At 69.8% G+C, this 16,853-nt stretch carries 16 protein-coding genes and 1 pseudogene; 9 read left to right on the top strand and 8 right to left on the bottom strand.

What is annotated here, in order from left to right:
• Nucleotides 1-37: 37 nt before the first annotated feature.
• The 4 genes from SSPN_RS0120895 to SSPN_RS0120910 form a co-directional block, all read right to left on the bottom strand.
• Nucleotides 38-1,978, bottom strand: a complete 1,941-nt coding sequence (locus SSPN_RS0120895; protein ID WP_010308182.1) for a YhgE/Pip domain-containing protein — start codon at nucleotides 1,976-1,978, stop codon at nucleotides 38-40.
• The gene (locus SSPN_RS0120900) at nucleotides 1,975-2,655 is read right to left on the bottom strand and encodes an ATP-binding cassette domain-containing protein (RefSeq protein ID WP_010308187.1); all 681 of its coding nucleotides are present in this window, start codon (nucleotides 2,653-2,655) and stop codon (nucleotides 1,975-1,977) included. The genes SSPN_RS0120895 and SSPN_RS0120900 overlap by 4 nt, the downstream gene beginning before the upstream one ends.
• Before the next feature lie 176 nt (nucleotides 2,656-2,831).
• Complete coding sequence (locus tag SSPN_RS0120905; RefSeq protein WP_010308193.1) at nucleotides 2,832-3,359, bottom strand: 2'-5' RNA ligase family protein; 528 nt, start codon at nucleotides 3,357-3,359, stop codon at nucleotides 2,832-2,834.
• Nucleotides 3,359-4,264: an HhH-GPD family protein gene (locus SSPN_RS0120910; RefSeq protein ID WP_010308197.1), complete on the bottom strand. Its 906-nt coding sequence runs from the start codon at nucleotides 4,262-4,264 to the stop codon at nucleotides 3,359-3,361. Before SSPN_RS0120910 ends, SSPN_RS0120905 begins: the two co-directional genes overlap by 1 nt.
• A 317-nt stretch (nucleotides 4,265-4,581) precedes the next feature.
• On the opposite strand from SSPN_RS0120910, the gene SSPN_RS0120915 reads away from it, so the two are divergent.
• Nucleotides 4,582-5,172 (top strand): hypothetical protein, encoded by a 591-nt coding sequence (locus SSPN_RS0120915; RefSeq protein WP_010308201.1) that lies wholly within the window; start codon nucleotides 4,582-4,584, stop codon nucleotides 5,170-5,172.
• Between the two features lie 46 nt (nucleotides 5,173-5,218).
• Here SSPN_RS0120915 and disA read toward each other — a convergent pair whose 3' ends face one another.
• From disA to SSPN_RS0120930, 3 genes are all read right to left on the bottom strand, one after another.
• Nucleotides 5,219-6,328 (bottom strand): DNA integrity scanning diadenylate cyclase DisA, encoded by a 1,110-nt coding sequence (disA, locus tag SSPN_RS0120920; RefSeq protein ID WP_010308205.1) that lies wholly within the window; start codon nucleotides 6,326-6,328, stop codon nucleotides 5,219-5,221.
• Nucleotides 6,325-7,701, bottom strand: coding sequence for a DNA repair protein RadA (gene radA / locus SSPN_RS0120925; RefSeq protein WP_010308208.1), 1,377 nt, complete (start codon nucleotides 7,699-7,701; stop codon nucleotides 6,325-6,327). The genes disA and radA overlap by 4 nt, the downstream gene beginning before the upstream one ends.
• A 222-nt stretch (nucleotides 7,702-7,923) precedes the next feature.
• Nucleotides 7,924-8,511 carry a copper chaperone PCu(A)C domain-containing protein gene (locus SSPN_RS0120930; protein WP_010308211.1) on the bottom strand — a complete coding sequence of 196 codons (588 nt, stop codon included), beginning with the start codon at nucleotides 8,509-8,511 and terminating at the stop codon, nucleotides 7,924-7,926.
• Nucleotides 8,512-8,809: 298 nt separating this feature from the next.
• Between SSPN_RS0120930 and SSPN_RS0120935 the strand changes: the two genes are divergently transcribed.
• From SSPN_RS0120935 to SSPN_RS0120970, 8 genes and pseudogenes are all read left to right on the top strand, one after another.
• Nucleotides 8,810-9,298 carry a CarD family transcriptional regulator gene (locus tag SSPN_RS0120935; protein WP_009947449.1) on the top strand — a complete coding sequence of 163 codons (489 nt, stop codon included), beginning with the start codon at nucleotides 8,810-8,812 and terminating at the stop codon, nucleotides 9,296-9,298.
• Nucleotides 9,299-9,317: 19 nt separating this feature from the next.
• Nucleotides 9,318-10,043 (top strand): 2-C-methyl-D-erythritol 4-phosphate cytidylyltransferase, encoded by a 726-nt coding sequence (gene ispD, locus SSPN_RS0120940; RefSeq protein WP_010308228.1) that lies wholly within the window; start codon nucleotides 9,318-9,320, stop codon nucleotides 10,041-10,043.
• The gene (gene ispF / locus SSPN_RS0120945; protein ID WP_010308232.1) at nucleotides 10,040-10,522 is read left to right on the top strand and encodes a 2-C-methyl-D-erythritol 2,4-cyclodiphosphate synthase; all 483 of its coding nucleotides are present in this window, start codon (nucleotides 10,040-10,042) and stop codon (nucleotides 10,520-10,522) included. The genes ispD and ispF overlap by 4 nt, the downstream gene beginning before the upstream one ends.
• 168 nt (nucleotides 10,523-10,690) lie before the next feature.
• Nucleotides 10,691-10,891: a hypothetical protein gene (locus tag SSPN_RS0120950; RefSeq protein ID WP_010308237.1), complete on the top strand. Its 201-nt coding sequence runs from the start codon at nucleotides 10,691-10,693 to the stop codon at nucleotides 10,889-10,891.
• A 150-nt stretch (nucleotides 10,892-11,041) separates the two neighbouring features.
• A pseudogene (locus tag SSPN_RS44840) lies at nucleotides 11,042-11,724 on the top strand (HAD family hydrolase).
• A gap of 71 nt (nucleotides 11,725-11,795) precedes the next feature.
• Nucleotides 11,796-13,190, top strand: coding sequence for a cysteine--tRNA ligase (gene cysS, locus SSPN_RS0120960; protein ID WP_010308245.1), 1,395 nt, complete (start codon nucleotides 11,796-11,798; stop codon nucleotides 13,188-13,190).
• Nucleotides 13,191-13,193: 3 nt separating this feature from the next.
• A complete protein-coding gene (gene rlmB / locus SSPN_RS0120965; RefSeq protein ID WP_010308250.1) occupies nucleotides 13,194-14,147 on the top strand; it encodes a 23S rRNA (guanosine(2251)-2'-O)-methyltransferase RlmB in 954 nt (317 codons plus the stop codon).
• A 532-nt stretch (nucleotides 14,148-14,679) separates the two neighbouring features.
• On the top strand, nucleotides 14,680-15,963 hold the full coding sequence (locus tag SSPN_RS0120970; RefSeq protein WP_029535564.1) for an ISL3 family transposase: 1,284 nt from the start codon (nucleotides 14,680-14,682) through the stop codon (nucleotides 15,961-15,963).
• A gap of 36 nt (nucleotides 15,964-15,999) precedes the next feature.
• On the opposite strand, the gene SSPN_RS0120975 is transcribed toward SSPN_RS0120970, so the two are convergent.
• Nucleotides 16,000-16,845, bottom strand: a complete 846-nt coding sequence (locus SSPN_RS0120975) for a phospholipid scramblase-related protein (protein ID WP_029535565.1) — start codon at nucleotides 16,843-16,845, stop codon at nucleotides 16,000-16,002.
• Nucleotides 16,846-16,853 lie beyond the last annotated feature (8 nt).

Below are 16,853 nucleotides of genomic sequence, written 5' to 3' on the forward strand. Positions count from 1 at the left end.
GACCTGCGACCGCGCGGCCGGAGGTCACCGGTGATCGTTACAGCTCGAATTGCGGGTGCAGGCGGGCGATCGTCCAGGACCGCTGGCGTTGCACCGCCACCGTGGTGAAGGCCAGGAAGACCACCAGGAATCCCGTCAGCACCGCGACGTCGCGCAGCAGGTGCTCCGCCATACCGCCGGAGATCGTCACCCGCAGCCCGTCCACCAGGTAGCTCATCGGCAGGAACGGGTGGATCGCCTGGAACGGCACCGGAGTCGTCTCCATCGGGTACAGGCCGCCCGAGGCGGTGATCTGGATGATCAGCAGCACCAGCGACAACAGGCCGCCGACCGCGCCGAGCGCCGTGCGCAGGAAGTGGTCGATCGCCACGAACGCGACGGCGGCCAGGCTGACCAGCCCGATCGTCCACCAAACGTGCACCGGGTCGAGCCCGAGCCCGAAGTCGACCACCGTGTACAGCACGAGCCCGCCAAGCACGCCCAGCACCGCCGCGGGCAGGAACCCGGCGAACGCGATCGTGAACGCCCCGACGCGGTCCGCGAGCGCGCGCAGGTTCACCGGTTTGAGCAGCAGGTACGCGAGCAGGCCGAACACCCAGAGGGCGATCGCGAAAAAGAACGGCGCCAGCCCCCGCCCGTACACGTTGGCCGGGTTGAGGTTCTCGGTGTGGATCTCGGTCGGCGACCCGAGGACATCCGCGGCGTTAGCGACCTCAGTGGGGTTCGTCGGCGGGATCTTGTCCAGCGTGTCGTCGACCAGTTTCTGCAGGTTCTTCGCGCCGTCGTTGAGCTGTCCGGTGCCGGTCTCCAGCACCCCGCTGCTCGCGGCCAGCGTGTTGAGGCCGTTGGTGATGCCGTTGGAACCGCCCGAGAGTTCCGCCGCGCCCGCGCGCAGCGTGTCCGCCGGAGCGGTGATCGCGCGGATCTGGCTCTGCAGCGGACCGACGTTTTTCTGCAGGGCCAGCGCTTGGCCGTTGGCGTCCTGCGCGGTGGCCAGGGCCTGTTGGGCGTCCTTGTCGGCGCCGGACGCGGAGTCGGCGAGCTTGCGGGCGTTGTCCAGCGCTCGCTGGTACGCGGAATCCTGTGCGATCTCGGGGTGCTTCTGGCCGAGTTCCTCGATGGCCGCACGGCCTTCTGCCGCGCGCTGGCCGAGGAAACCGGTGGTGGCCTTGATCGTGCTCAGGCTGTTGACCGCCACGTTGCTCGCGTTGACCAGTGCGTTGACCGCGTCCGGCAGCCGTTCGGCGGTGAAGTTGTTGATCGTGCGCAGCTGCTGGTCCAACTGCGCGGTGGCGTCGGAGATGCTCTGCACGCCGCGCGAAACCTCGCCGGTGCCGTCGCGAACCCCGTTGAGGCCCTTGGAAAGCGCGGCGGTGCCCTGCTTGCTCAGATCAGTGCCCTCGACGAGCTGCTTCGACGCTTCCGAAGCGAGCTGCAGCTTCCCGCGCGCCTGGTCGAGCTCGCCGTAGAGCGCGCGGGCGTAGGTGGCGTGCGCGGCGGCGTTGATCTGGTTCTGCAGCTCGGTCTGCACCGTGTCGGCCATGATCCCGGCGGTGTAGCCGTTCGCGTCGTTCTTGACGAACTGCAGCGAGGCGCGCTCCGGGTTGTGGTCGGCCGCGGTCGCCAGCTTCGTGCTGAAGTCCGACGGGACCTCGATCGTGAAGTAGTACCGGCCCTCCTGCAGCCCGTGCCGGGCCTCGGCGGAGTCCACGAAGTTCCACTCGAAGATGTCGGTGGCCTTGAGCTGCTGGACGAACTGCTCGCCGGCGTTGATGTGCTCGCCGCGGCTGTCCACCGGCTGGTCCGAGTTGACCACCGCGACCGGCACCCGGTTCAACCGGCCGTAGGGATCCCAGTTCGACCACAGGTACAGCGACCCGTACAGCAGCGGGACCAGGACCAGCACGAACGGCACGAGACGGCGCAGCGGCCCGCGGAAGCGCCGCACCTCCAGCCAGGCCAGCTTGAACGCTTTCACCGGGTGACCTCTTCCTGCAGGTCGAGCACCTTCGTGGGGCGGTCGGGTTCGCGCGCGGGCAGCGGGATCAGCTCGACGTCACCGGAGGGTGGATCGGTGGCGCTGGCCAGCACCGTCATCCCGGTGCGGGTCACCTCGCGCAGCCCCGCCCACACCTGCGCCCGTGCGGACATGGGGAGACCGGCGTCCACGTCGTCGACGAGGATCCCGGCGGGCTCGGCGGCGACCGTCAGCGCCACGGCGAGCAGCAGCCGTTCGGCGGGATGCAGCTCGTCGATCAGCGCGGTGCGGTCCGGGGCGATCCGCACCTTGTCGAGCGCGGCATCGATGGAACGCTCGGAGACGCCGCTGATCAGGCGGCGTTCCATGATCGCCTCGCGGACCCGGTGCTTGTTCTCCAGCTCGTAGCCCGGGCGCAGCCGGGCTGGGAGGATCAGCTGGCGCACTGCCTTGGCCTGCGCGGGCAGCACGTGCCCGGAGACGTCCAGGTACCCCGTGATCAGCGGGAGGCGACCGGACAGGGCGAGCAGCAGCGACGTGCGGCCCGTGCCGGCGGGCCCGGCCACCACGGCGAGCGCGCCGGGTTCGACGCGCAGGTCCAGGTTGGCGAAGACGATGCCCGCGGGGCCCCTGGCGGCGATTCCGCGGGCGAGGATGGCCACGCCGTCGACGTACATTGACCCTCCTGAGCGCACGACTGCGTCCAAAGTGGCTGCTCGCGCGGATCTCGGCAACTCATGTCCAAAGTGGATTAAGGCCGACGTTCGGCCTCGTGCCAGGTGGGTCGCTCTTGCCGAAATCCGCACCGTCGGCGTGTCCGGTCCGCGGCAGCGGCGCTGCGTGGAACCCGAGATCAGCGGGTGATGATGGTTTCGGTGTCGCCGGTTCGCGTGTCGACGATGGCGATCTCGCTGATCCCCGCCCGCACCGGCTCCGGCGGTTGCAGGGCCCGGAAGCCCACTGCCAGCTGGTTGTCGGTGATGCCCTGGGCGAGCGTGCAGTGCGGGATCCAGGCGCCGGGGAAGTAGTAGGCGGACGGGTGCTGTACGCGCCCGGCCAGCGCGTCGTGCACCGCCGAGTGAACCGCCAGCAGCTCGGTGTCTACGACCGCTCCCAGCAGAAGGACCCGGTCCTCGCCGGGGAACGTCCCCAGGGTGTGCAGCCAGAGGTCCGGAATGGACAGCAGCTCCAGTTCGGTGCGCAGCGCCTTGCGCGCGGCGGTAGGAATCCCGGCCGCCGCCGCGAAGGTCACGTGCGGACGGTGCTTGCCGTCGGATCGGGTGGCGATGCTCGGCACCCCGGCGTCGTCCAAGCGGCGCCAGAACGCCCGGATCCCGGATTCCGCTGCGTCGTCGAAGAACGACACCAACGCCTGCGCCATCAGTGCTCGCCGGGGAGCGCGAAGCGGCCGTCGTCGGTCTGCTCGACGAGCCCGTCCACCAGCAGGGAGTCCAGGCACCGGTCCCGCTGCCCGGCGTCCGACCACACGGCGTCCAGCTGCTCGCGCAGCACCGGGCCGGTCGAACCGCGCAGCACGTCCAGCAGCTTGCCGCGCACTTGGCGATCGGTGCCGGCGAACTTCTGCACCTTCTTCGGCGGCCCGGCGTAGGCCGGTCGGCCAGCGTGCTGCCACGCGCAGTCGGGCGCGATCGGGCAGGCCTCGCACCGCGGCGACCGCACGGTGCACACCACCTGGCCGAGCTCCATCAACGCCGCCGACAGCTTCGCGGCGCTGGCGTCGTCGGCCGGGAGCAGGACGTCGACGTCGTCGAGATCGCGCTTGGTCGACGGCGGACCGGCATCGCCGGCGCCGTGCACGGCGCGCGCTACCACCCGCCGGACGTTCGTGTCGACCACCGGCGCCCGCTTGCCGTAGGCGAAGGCTGCCACGGCCCGGGCGGTGTAGGCGCCGATGCCCGGCAGCGCCAGCAGGGTGTCGACGTCGGACGGGACGACATCGCCGTGCTCGGCGGCGATGGTCGCGGCCGCCTCGTGCAGCCGCAGTGCCCGGCGCGGGTAGCCGAGCTTCCCCCAGGCGCGCAGCACCTCGCCCTGCGGCTCGGTGGCGAGGTCGGAGGGACGCGGCCAGCGGCGCATCCACTCCTCCCAGATCGGCTGGACCCGGTTGACCGGGGTCTGCTGCAGCATCGTCTCGCTGACCAGCACGCCCCAACCCGTCGTGCCGGGCGCGCGCCACGGCAGCGGTCGGGCGGTCGCGGCGAACCAATCGATCAAGTCGACCGGGTCCAGGGGCGGGACGGTGGGATGTGCGGCGGTGGTCTTCATGGCACGACCGATCCTGCCAGGTCCCCGAACCCTCGCGGAACCACGTCCGAGCCTGTCGCCTGGCGCCGCCCCGCCCGCCGCACGGAGTTCCACCCGACTGGAACCGAGACGGCCCTGGCTACCTGCAAAAATGCCCCCCGCGCGCTTCCGGGGGGCGCGGTTTCGCGAGAAACCGCCGTCCACGCAGGCACCGCGAAACCGCGTGCTCGGGTGCGAGGCCCGGAATCGGGTGCTGTAGCCATGATCGAATGCGATACGCCCAATTGGGTGATCAATTGTAATGCCGTTCGGAGTAGTCATCGAGTTACTGTCGTGTCGTGCTTGATCCGACCGGGCCGCTCCCGCCCGCGGTGTACTGGCGTCGCCGCGCGGTGGCAATTGGTGCGGCCGTACTCGCAGCGGTCCTCATCGGCTGGGGTGCGATCGCCTTGATCGGCGGCACCTCGGAGCCCCAGGCGGCCCAGGCGAAACCGCCGGGTCCGCCGGTCGCGGTGGCGGCCGACGCCCCGCCGCCGTGCACGGACGAGTCGATGCGTGTCGTCGCCGAGGTGGCCCGCCCGGAGTTCAAGGTGGGCGAGCGGATCGGCATGAGCATCGTGGTGACCAACGCGGGCGACCGGGCGTGCGTGCGGGACATCAACCGGATGCTGCGCGAGCTGACCGTGTCGACCCCGGGCGGCAAGCACGTGTGGTCCAGCAACGACTGCTACTCGGAGTCGACCAACGAGCAGCCGCTGCTGCAGCCTGGGCAGTCGGTGCGCAACGACGTCCAGTGGTCCGGCCAGATGTCCACAGCGGACTGCCGGGACGAGCCGGGGCGCGCACCGGCGGGCGACTACCAGGTGGTGGCCAGGGTCGCGGCGCTCAACAGCTCGCCCACCCCGTTCCGCCTGACCGCCGCATCCTGACCGGCAGAGCACGCAGCCCGGGCGAAATCGGCGAGACTGCAGCGGCTCAGGGGAACCGGTCCACTATGGATGATTCGGCGAGCCGGGAGAGGCCTTCCCGGACCAGGCTCGCCCGCGTGTCGCCGATCGACTCCACCGCGCGCAGCTCGTCCACCGTCGCCGCGAGCAGCCGTTGCAGCGAGCCGAAGTGCTCCACCAGCTGCCGGCGGACGGTGGCGGGCAGCCGCGGCACCCTGGCGAGCAGCCGGTAGCCGCGCGGGGTCAGGTGCTGGTCCAGCGCCTCCGGCGTGTCCGGGTAGCCGAAGGCGCCGGCGATCGCGGTCAGGTCCAGCAGCTCCGTGCCGTCGAGCTTGCGCAGCGCCGTCTCGACCTGCTCCGACGTAGGCATCGCGCCGCTGGTCGGCAGGTACTCCTGCACGATCAGCTCCCGGTCGAGGTCGATGCCGTCGCGGGCGTGGCCCCGGCGGTCGCGCGCTTCCCGCGAGGAGCCGATCAGCTCGTCCAGCTGCAGCTCGATGAGCCGGCCGTCCTTGCCCAGCTCGACGACGTCGCCCTCGATCTCGTCGGCGATCCGCCGCACCATCTCCATCCGTTGCACGACGGTCATCGCGTCGCGCAACGTCACGTAATCCTCGATCTCCAGCGCCGACAGCGTCTGCGCGACCTCGGCCAGCCGCGCGGTGTAGCGCTCCAGGGTCGCCAGCGCCTGGTTCGCGCGGGACAGGATCTCCGGCGAGCCGATCAGCACGTGCCGGTGGCCCTGCGTGTAGACGCTGATGATGCTCATCGACTGGCTGACGGACACCACCGGGTAGCCGGTCTGGATCGCGGTGCGCTCCGCCGTGCGGTGCCGGGTGCCGGATTCCTCGGTGGGGGTGCTTGCGTCGGGCACCAGGTGCACGTTCGCCCGCATGATCCGCTTGGCATCCGTGGACAGCACCACCGCGCCGTCCATCTTGGACAGTTCGCGCAGCCGGGTGGCGCTGAACTCGATGTCCAGGTGGAATCCGCCGTCGCAGAGCGCCTCGACCGCCGGGTCGTAACCGAGCACGATCAGGCCGCCGGTGCGCCCGCGCAGGATGCGCTCCAGCCCGTCCCGCAGCGCGGTTCCGGGCGCCAGCCGGGCGAGTGTGCCGCGCAGCTGCTCGTGGCTCATTTGCACCTCACGATCGTGAGCGCCTCGCCGAGGTTCGACACCACCGTGGCGCGCACGCCCTTCGGCAGCGGGCCTGCGTCCGGCGGCACCAGCGCCCGGTCGAAGCCGAGCCTGGCCGCTTCCGCCAGCCGCCGCCCGACGCCGCTGACCCGCCGGATCTCCCCGGCCAGCCCCACCTCACCGACCGCGATCAGGTTCGCCGGGAGCGCCTTGCCCTTCCTCGACGAGGCGATGGCCAGCGCGATCGCGAGGTCCGCGGCGGGCTCGTGCACCTTCGTGCCGCCGACCGTCGCGGCGAACACGTCGCAGTCGCCGGTGTGCACCTGGCCGTGCTTGCCCAGCACCGCGAGCATCATCGACACCCGCGCCGAGTCCAGGCCGCTGACCGAGCGCCTCGGCATGGCCATCTGGGTCTTCATCACCAGCGACTGGACCTCCACCAGCAGCGGGCGCTTGCCCTCCACCATCACGGTCACCGCGGTGCCGTCGACCTGTGTCTCCTGGCGGTTGATGAACAGCCCGGACGGGTCCGGGACTTCGGCGATGCCGTCGTCGCGCTGCTCGAAGCAGCCGACCTCGTCGGCGGGGCCGAACCGGTTCTTCACGCCGCGCAGCATCCGCAGCGCCGAGTGCCGGTCGCCCTCGAAGTGCAGCACGACGTCGACCAGGTGCTCCAGCACGCGCGGACCGGCCACCGCGCCGTCCTTCGTGACGTGCCCCACCAGCACCACCGGCAGGCCGCGCTCCTTGGCGAGCGCCACCAGCGCCGTGGTCACCGCGCGGACCTGCGTGACGCCGCCGGGGCTGCCGTCGGCCTCGGGCGACTGCACGGTCTGCACCGAGTCGACGATCAGCAGGCCCGGTTTCACCGCGTCGACGTGCCCGAGCACGGCGGAGAGGTTGCTCTCGGCGCCTAGGAAGAGCTCCGAGTGCACCGAGTTGGTGCGCTCCGCGCGAAGGCGAACCTGACCTGCGGATTCCTCGCCGGTGACGTAGAGCGACGGGCCCGGTGATGCGCCCGCGGCCCAGCGGTGCGCGACCTCCAGCAGCAGTGTGGACTTGCCCACACCTGGCTCGCCGGCCAGCAGCACGACCGCGCCCGGCACGATGCCACCGCCCAGCACCCGGTCCAGCTCCGCGATGCCGGTGGACACGGCGCGGGCGGAGTCGAGGTCGACCTCGGCGATGGGGCGGGCAGGGGTGGCGGGTGCGCCCGCCGCGACCTTCGTCAGCACCGGGCGGGCCGCGGCCATCTCGTCGACGGTGCCCCACGCCTGGCAGCTCGGGCAGCGGCCGACCCACTTGGCGACCTCGTGGCCGCAATCGGCGCAGCGGTATGCGGGCCGGGCGGCGCGGGCGTTCTTCGGGGGCACGCCGCGAGGTTATCCGCCCGCGACGACAGGCCCGATCACCGGCGTCGCGGCGACCACGCCGGATTCCCCACCTTCGAGTGGATCAAGCGGCGGGCAGGTCCGTTGCCTCACACCAGCCGAGCGGACCCGAAGGGCGGTGCCGGGCCAGGCGCGCAAGACACCTGAGATGCGGAAACGGGCCGTCCCTGCGCGGGGACGGCCCGATTTCGGTGAAGCCTGCGGTCAGTGCCCGCCGCCCTGCGCGGCGTCCGGCAGCGGGCTGCCGTGCTCGGGGCGCGGCGTGTGGTCTGGGCCAATCGGGACCTGCACGGTGACCGAACCGGCCTTCTCGAAGACGAAGGTCACCGGGACCGTCACGCCCGGCGTGATGTCCTGCTTGAAGCCGTTCAGCGTGATTTGCACCTCGCGGTCCGCGGGCGTCTCGCCCTGCTGGACCGCCGCGGACTGGCCGACGGCGTGCAGCGCGGTCCGGCTCGGCACTTCGGTGATGCCGCCGAGGGTGGCCGACGCGGCGTAGGGGCTGGTGACCTGGACCAGCTTGTCGTTCGGGCCCTCGTTGATCAGCACCAGCTGGATCGGCGCGGAGGAACCGGCCGGGTAGCTGGCGTCGGAGGTCGGGAAGGTGAACGTGGCGTTGCGGATCGCGATCTGCTTGAGATCGCCGCTACCACCGTTGACGGCGGCGACCTGGGTGTCGGTCTCGGTCACCTGACCGGCACTGCACCCAGCGAGGGCGACGACGGCGCCGAGCCCGATAGCGGCCGGGATCAACCGCAGGCGGACGGCCTTGAGATGCTGAGGGCGGCTCACGGTTGCAGCGTCCTTCCTGATTGCCGGACAACCGGGGGAAGCTTAATCCCCGCCTGCACGGGGCGTTCCGGGGGCTAGCCGAACTACCTATTTCGGGGTCACCGAGCGCCGCCAAGACACCCCCATCGTAGTGTCCATAGTGGACGGTTTCAGGGGGCCGAAATGTGCGTCCTTGCACGTCCGAGGCATTGTTGTCAACCCCTGTCCACGGCCTGACCTGCGATTACGGATGGTGAGGTGGTCGAGGCCCAGTTGCTCCACGTGTTAAAGTGGGCATAGCGAAAGGGGCAGAGGACACATGGTTTTCAAGGTCGGAGAGACCGTCGTCTACCCGCATCACGGTGCCGCGCTCATCGAAGCAATCGAGACTCGTGTGATCAAGGGCGAGGAGAAGCAGTACCTCGTCCTCAAGGTCGCGCAGGGCGACCTGACCGTGCGCGTTCCCGCGGACAACGCCGAGATCGTCGGTGTCCGGGACGTTGTCGGTCAGGAGGGACTCGATCGGGTCTTCGATGTGCTGCGGGCCCCGCACACCGAAGAGCCCACGAACTGGTCTCGGCGGTACAAGGCCAACCTGGAGAAGCTCGCCTCCGGCGATGTGAACAAGGTGGCCGAAGTGGTGCGCGACCTCTGGCGACGCGAGAAGGATCGTGGCCTGTCCGCAGGCGAGAAGCGGATGTTGGCGAAAGCACGGCAGATCCTGGTCAGCGAGCTGGCATTGGCTGAGGGTACCGACGAAGGCAAAGCGGAGACCCTGCTGGACGAAGTCCTCGCCACCGCAGTGTGATCATCGGGAACAGAAGAGCGTGAGCGTAGTCGCGCTGGTCCCCGCGGCGGGTCGCGGGGTGCGCTTGGGTGCCGGGATGCCGAAGGCGCTGGTCCCGGTGAACGGTGAATCGTTGTTGTTGCGCGCGGTCCGTGGCCTGCTGGCCTCGGGCTGCGTGCAGCACGTCGTGGTCGCGGCACCGGCCGATCAGGTCGAGGTAGTGGCGGCGGAGCTGGCCGCGCTGCCCTCCGCGCACGTGGTCCCCGGGGGAGCGGAGCGGACCGATTCCGTGCGGCGCGCGCTGGACGCGGTCGAGCGGGTGGCGCCGGACGCGCGGGTGGTGCTGGTGCACGACGCGGCGCGGGCCTTCACCCCAGCTTCGATGATCCGGGACGTCGTGGCCGCGGTCGAGCAGGGCGCTCCCGCGGTGATCCCGGTGCTGCCCGTCACAGACACGATCAAGCAGATCGACGACGCAGGTGACGTCGTTTCGACCGTGGACCGCTCGCGGCTGCGGGCGGTGCAGACCCCGCAGGGCTTCGCCATCGATGTGCTGCGGGAGGCCTACGCCGCGGCCGGTGATGTGGCCACCGACGACGCCGGGCTCGTGGAGCGGGTCGGGGGCAAGGTGCACACCGTCGACGGGCACCCGCACGCCTTGAAGATCACCACCGCCTTCGATCTGGCCGTCGCCGAGTCGGTGCTGGCCGTGGCCGGCGTGACTTCGGATGCGGGTGTTGCGGACAACACTGGAGAACTCGAGTGACCGAGCTGCTGCCCCGCGTTGGCCAAGGCGTCGACGTCCACCCCGTCGAAACTGGGCGCGACTGCTGGATCGCGGGCCTGCTCTGGCCGGGCGCGGACGGCTGCGCCGGGCATTCTGACGGCGACGTCGCGGCGCACGCGCTGTGTGACGCCCTGCTGTCGGCGGCTGGGCTCGGCGATCTTGGCGCGGTATTCGGCACCGATGACGACCGCTGGGCCGGCGCACATGGGGTGGACTTCCTGGTCGAGGTGCGAGACCGGGTTGCTGCGGCGGGTTTTCGGATCGGCAACGCGACCGTGCAGGTGATCGGCAACGCGCCGCGCATCGGCAAACGCCGCGAGGAAGCGCAGCAGGTGCTCTCGGATGCGATCGGCGCGCCGGTCTCGGTGTCCGGCACGACATCCGACGGCCTGGGCCTCACCGGCCGCGGCGAAGGCGTTGCCGCCGTCGCCACCGCCCTGGTCGTCCCAACGGCCTGAGCCGGTCCGCGTTTTCCGGCGCTGTAGCACCGAAAAGCACTTACGGGCGCTGATCAGCGGCTTCTGGAGTAACGGACAGGTACCGGGGTGTAACGGGTAGGCGGAGTCGGGGAAAACTCAGGGCTCGCGGTCTGGAATGCCGGGGTCGGTGCGCGCCATGCTCGACGCATGGAGATCGAGCGGAACCGGTGGGTGCGTCGGCTGCTCGTAGTGCAGCCGGTGCTGGCGTGGCCGATGTCGTTCGTGTTGTGGTCCGGGGGCGACGGCCTCGGGCTGGCGGCGGCCGTGATCCTGTTGTGGGCGAGCGCGGCGATCTGCATCGCGGGGATCGTCGTCCCGATGCGGAACCACCAGACCCCGCGCTGCTGACCGCACCGCAGTTTCAATTGAAACTGCGGTTGGGACCTCGTGGTTCGCGGTTTCAATTGAAACCGCGAACCAACCGGCCGGGGCGGCGGCGTCGTGAGCTTGGACGCATGTCCGTGCTCGGCCCGGTCGAGTCCACTTACCTTGGATCTCGTGACTCTGCGCGCGGTGCTCTTCGACTTCTCCGGCACGCTCTTCTCCGGCTGGAAGAAGACGAGTCCTGGTTCTCCGACCTCGCCGACGCCGACGGCACCCTCTTCGACCTTGCGGCGCAGGCCGAGGTCATGCGCCGGATGACCGCACCGGTCGGCCAGGTCGTGCAGCTCGGCCCCGAGTTCCGGGACGCCTGGGAGAACCGCGACCTGGACCCCGCCCTGCACCGCAAGGTCTACCTGGAGGTGCTGCGCAGCTCCGGCGTGCTGGACGGCCAGGCAGAGCGCCTCTACGAGCGGCTGATCGACACCGACTTCTGGACGCCGTACCCGGACGCCGCCGACGTGCTGCGCCGGGTGCACGAGGCGGGCATCAAGATCGGCGTGATCAGCAACATCGCGTTCGACATCCGCCCTGCTTTCGAGCGGATCGGCGTCACCCGGTACGTCGATGAATTCCTGCTCTCGTACCTCGAAGGCGTGATCAAGCCGGACTCGAAGATCTTCCTGCGGGCCTGCGAGCGGCTTGACGTCGCGCCCGGCGAGGCGCTGATGGTCGGCGACAGCGAGGAGGCGGACGGCGGCGCGGCCGCGGTCGGATGCCAGGTCGCGATCGTCGACCCGGTGTCCACCACCGAGCGGCCGGACGGACTGCTGACCGCCGTCCGCGACGTGCTGCGCTGACGATCACTACCCCTTGACGTGCCAGGCCCTGTCGTGATTGGGCGTCGACCTGCCCCCGTACCATCAGGGGCGTGAGCCTGCACCTGCATGACACCGCGACCCGCACGACGCGTGAATTCCACCCGCGCTGCGACGGAGTGGCTTCGATCTACGTCTGTGGTGCCACCGTGCAGGGCATTCCCCACGTAGGACACGTCCGCAGCGGCCTGAACTTCGACGTGTTGCGCCGCTGGCTGCAGCACACCGGCCACGACGTGCGCCTGGTCCGCAACGTCACCGACATCGACGACAAGATCCTCACCAAGGCGGCCGAGGCCGGCCGCCCGTGGTGGGAGTGGGCCGCGACGCACGAGCGCGCCTTCGAGTGGGCCTACGACCAGCTCGGCTGCCAGCCGCCGTCGGTGCTGCCGCGCGCGACCGGGCACGTCACGCAGATGGCCGACCTGATCCAGCGGCTGATCGACAAGGGGCACGCCTACGCGGCTGGTGGCGACGTCTATTTCTCGGTGGCCTCCTACGCCGACCACTACGGCAAGCTTTCCGGGCAGCGCCTCGAAGAGGTGCAGCAGGGCGAGACCCTGGCCAGCGGCAAGCGCGACCCGCGCGACTTCACGCTGTGGAAGGGCGCCAAGCCGGGCGAGCCGAGCTGGCCGACGCCGTGGGGCCACGGCCGGCCGGGCTGGCATCTGGAGTGCTCGGCGATGGCCACCTTCTACCTCGGCAGCGAGTTCGACATCCACGGCGGCGGCCTGGACCTGGTGTTCCCGCACCACGAGAACGAGCTGGCGCAGTCGAATGCGGCCGGGGACGGCTTCGCGCAGTACTGGATGCACAACGCCTGGGTGACCATGAGCGGTGAGAAGATGTCGAAGTCGCTCGGCAACACCCTGTCCATCCCGGCCGTGCTCCAGCGCGCCCGCGCGGCCGAGCTGCGCTACTACCTGGTCACCCCGCACTACCGGTCCACGATCGAGTTCTCCGAGGCGGGGCTGGCCGAAGCGGTCGCCGCGTACCACCGCATCGAGTCGTTCGTCCGCCGCGTCGGCCAGCGCGCCGGCAGCGTCGAGCCCGGCGCGCTGGCCGCGGAGTTCACTGCGGCGATGGACGACGACCTGTCGACGCCGCAGGCGATCGCGGCGGTGCACAACGCGATCCGGGAAGGCAACGCCGCCCTGGACCGCGGCGGCGACGAGGCGGCCCGGGACGCGGCAGCGTCGGTGCGGGCCATGACGAACGTGCTCGGGTTGGACCCGCTGTCCGAGCAGTGGGCTGACGACTCCGGCGCGGACGACGCCGCGCACCGCGCGTTGTCCGACCTGGTCGAGGCCCTCCTGGAACAACGCCAGCAGGCGCGCAAGGAGCGCGACTTCGCCACCGCCGACCTGCTGCGCGATCGGTTGCAGGACAGCGGGATTGCCGTCGAGGACACCCCCGACGGTCCGATGTGGACATTGAAAGACGGGTAACACGTGGCTGGCAACGACAAACGCCGCGGCGGCATGCGCAAGAGCAACAAGAAGGGCATGGTCGTCGGATCCGGCGGGCAGCGCCGTCGGGGGCTGCGCGGCAAGGGCCCGACGCCGAAGGCGGAGGACCGGGTCAGCCACCCCGCGAAGAAGCGGGCCGACGCCCGGAGCAAGACGGAGCAGCTGCGCACGAAGCGCCGGGCGCAGCAGGACGCGCAGCCGGAACTGGTGGCCGGGCGCAACCCGGTGGTGGAGTGCATCCGGGCCGGCGTGCCGGCGACCGGGCTGTACGTGGCGCAGGGCATCGACATCGACGACCGGGTCACCGAGGCGGTGCGGGAGGCGAAGTCGCGCGGGATCTCCGTGGTCGACGTGCCGCGCATCGAGCTCGACCGGATGACGAACAACGCGCTGCACCAAGGACTTGCGCTGCAGGTGCCGCAGTTCAGCTACGCGCACCCGGAGGACGTGCTGGCGGCGGCCAGCGATTCCGGGATGCCGCCGCTGATCGTCGCGCTCGACGGCGTGACCGACCCGCGCAACCTGGGCGCGGTAATCCGGTCCGCGGCGGCGTTCGGCGCGCACGGCGTGATCGTGCCGCAGCGGCGTAGTGCCGGGATCACGGCGGTCGCCTGGCGCACCAGCGCGGGCACTGCAGCGAAGCTGCCGGTGGCCAAGGCGGTCAACCTCACCCGCACGTTGAAGGACCTGAAGGACGCCGGGCTGATGGTCATCGGTCTGGACGCCGACGCCGACATCACCTCGGATGAACTGGAGCTGGCCACGGAGCCGCTGGTGGTCGTCGTCGGCTCGGAGGGGCGCGGGTTGTCGCGGCTGGTCCGGGAGACCTGCGACCAGACGGTCTCGATTCCGATGGCCAGCGGTGTGGAGTCGCTAAACGCCTCGGTCGCCGCGGGCGTGGTCCTCGCCGAGGTCGCCCGCCGCCGCCGGTCCTGATCATCAGGCCCCACCAAACCGCAATTTCCATTGAAATCGAACCCTCGATTTCAATGGAAATTGCGGTAGTTGTCCACATCTTCCGGTGTGTCGTGCGCCGACACGCCCGAGGACTGCGATTTCAATGGAAATCGGACCTTCGATGAAATCGCGGCCCTCACTTGGCTGATCCGCAGCCGTGATGCTGGCTGGAAGCCCTGCGGTACGGGGGCTGCCGCAAGCGGCGTAGCCGCCTTAGCGCGCCCTCGCAGCTCGCACCGCCGGGGTTCTCAGCGGTCTTCTCGCGAGGACGGCCCGGACGCCGTGCATTGTTCATGCACAAGTCCGGGATCCCGGAGTCGAGAAGGCCGCTGAAGTTCCGCTAACCGCACCGCTGCGCAAGAAGCGGTCGGAAAACGCTCATTTAAATTGGCTCTTGTGATCGATTAGTGGGCGTGTGGCCTGGGGTTGGGTCCGGAAGATGAAGGCACGCCGTCGCTTTGGGCTAGGTTGTTGGTTGCGAGATCAACAAGCTGATCAGGGAGCGAACGACGTGCCGGATGTCAGTGTATGGCGCGCGATGGCGGGTCTGGACGACAGGACCGTGATCGAGCGTGTGGCTTTCGAAGAAGGCCGTCCTGGCCGCAATGACCGGTGCGGCCGGTGCGGTCGGAGAAGCCCTGGATACGACGGCGGGAGGCGCCGTGAGTGGCGGAGTGTGGATTGCGGGCTGACGCAGATGTGGCTGGCAGCCGACGCGCCCAGGGTGCGCTGTGCCGAGCACGGGGTGACTGTGGCTCGGGTGCCCTGGGCTCGGCATGGTGCCGGGCACACGCTTGTCTTTGACGCCCAGGTGGCGTGGCTGGCGGTGCGAACCTCGAAGTCAACCGTGCGGGAGTTGCTGCGAATCGCATGGAAAACGGTCGGGTCGGTCATCGACCGGGTCTGGGCCGACATCTCCGCTGAGATCGACCTGCTCGACGGGGTCCGCAAGATCGGGATCGACGAGGTTTCCTATAAGAAGAACCATCGCTATCTGACGATCGTGGTCGACCACGACACCGGTCGGGTCATCTGGGCCGCGCCGGGCCTGGGCGCCGCCACGTTGAGCACGTTCTTCGACGAACTCGGACCCGAACGCACCGCGGCCTTGACCCACGTCAGCGCTGACGCGGCGCACTGGATCGCCTCGACGGTCACACAACGCGCCCCGCAAGCGATCTTGTGCGCCGACCCGTTTCACATCGTGGCCTGGGCCACCGACGCCATCGATACCGTCCGCCGCCAGGAATGGCGTGCCCTCAAAGCACTCGCCGACACCGAACGCGCAGAACAGGACCGTCGTGTCGGCCGCCCCACTGCCGATGATCCGAAGCCGGAAACCCCACGGCAGGACCTGGCCAGGGAGTTCAAAAACGCCCGCTACTCCCTGCTGAAAAATCCCGACAACCTCACCCAGGACCAAAGCCTCACCCTGAAGTGGATCACGGCTTCCAGCCCCCGCCTCCACGAGGCCTACGCGTTCAAAGAGAAACTCCGCATCGTCTTCCAAGCCAGGGGTAAGCAGGGCAAACGCATCCTCGACGCCTGGATCAAAGAGGCCGGGCGCAGCACCCTGGAACCCATCCAGAAGCTCTGCAAGTCCGTGGTCCGCATCCGCGCGTCCATCGAGGCCAGCCTGGAGCACGGGCTGTCTCAGGGCCTGATCGAGTCCACTAACACCAAGATCAGACTCTTCACCCGCATGGCCTTCGGGTTCCACACGCCCCAGGCCCTGATCGCCCTCGTCATGCTCAACCTCGGCGGCCCGACACTCGCCCTCCCCGGGCGCACTTAACCCACACATACGTCACAAGAGCCTTTAAATTGCAGGTTACCGCTGGTTCTGGCTGAGGATCGTGTCGACCGTCAGGGCTGATGCGACGACCATGCTCAGCAGCGGGTCCGCCAGCGGCCGGTGGATCTGCAGGACGTAGTTGTCCGCCGTGGTGAACGCCGCCTTCGCCAGGCCCTGCCAGGTCTTGGTGATCCGCCCGATCTCCGCGTCGGCGTGGTCGAGCACCTTGATGTCCCAGGCGCGCAAGTTCTCGGCGTGCAGGCCGCCGATGCGCTGCCCGTTGACCTCGAAGTCGAACCGGGCCTTGCCCCAGACGTTCGTCAGCTTGATGTCCCCGACCGGCGACTGGTCCGGGCGCTGCACGTGGACCGTGCCCTTCCACATGGTCGCCGGGCGGGTCAGCACCAGGACCGGGCGGCCGGTGATGTCGCGGATCTCCAGCGTCACGGTCATCAGCGAGTCGAGCTTGGTGAGCATCCGCAGCGCCTTCTGCGCGCCGCTCTGGCCGACCTGCATGACCGAACCGAGCTGGCGCCCGTGCTGGTCGTAGACCGCGTACTCGTTCGCCACCTCGATCAGCTTCGCCTTCTGGTTGATCACCAGAACCGGCTCGGTGAACAGCGTGCCGCCGCCTGCGACCGCGCCTCCGACGCCGGCCCGCTGCTGCACCTGGTGCTGGATGGACGCGGTGTCGCCGGTGCCGCCCATCGCGAGCTCGATGGCCGACGCGTCGTTCTGCTGTGCTGCCGGGTGCTGCTGGGCGTATTGCTGCGGGTGCTGGGCGGGCTGGACGTGCTGGGTCCACTGCCTACCGTCCCACCAGCGCACATAACGCTGATCTGCCTGGTCCGGGTACCAACCGGGAGGCGGCGGAGCGTTCATGAACCCCA

This window comes from Saccharopolyspora spinosa NRRL 18395 (genome assembly GCF_000194155.1).
Taxonomy (GTDB): Bacteria; Actinomycetota; Actinomycetes; order Mycobacteriales; family Pseudonocardiaceae; genus Saccharopolyspora; species Saccharopolyspora spinosa.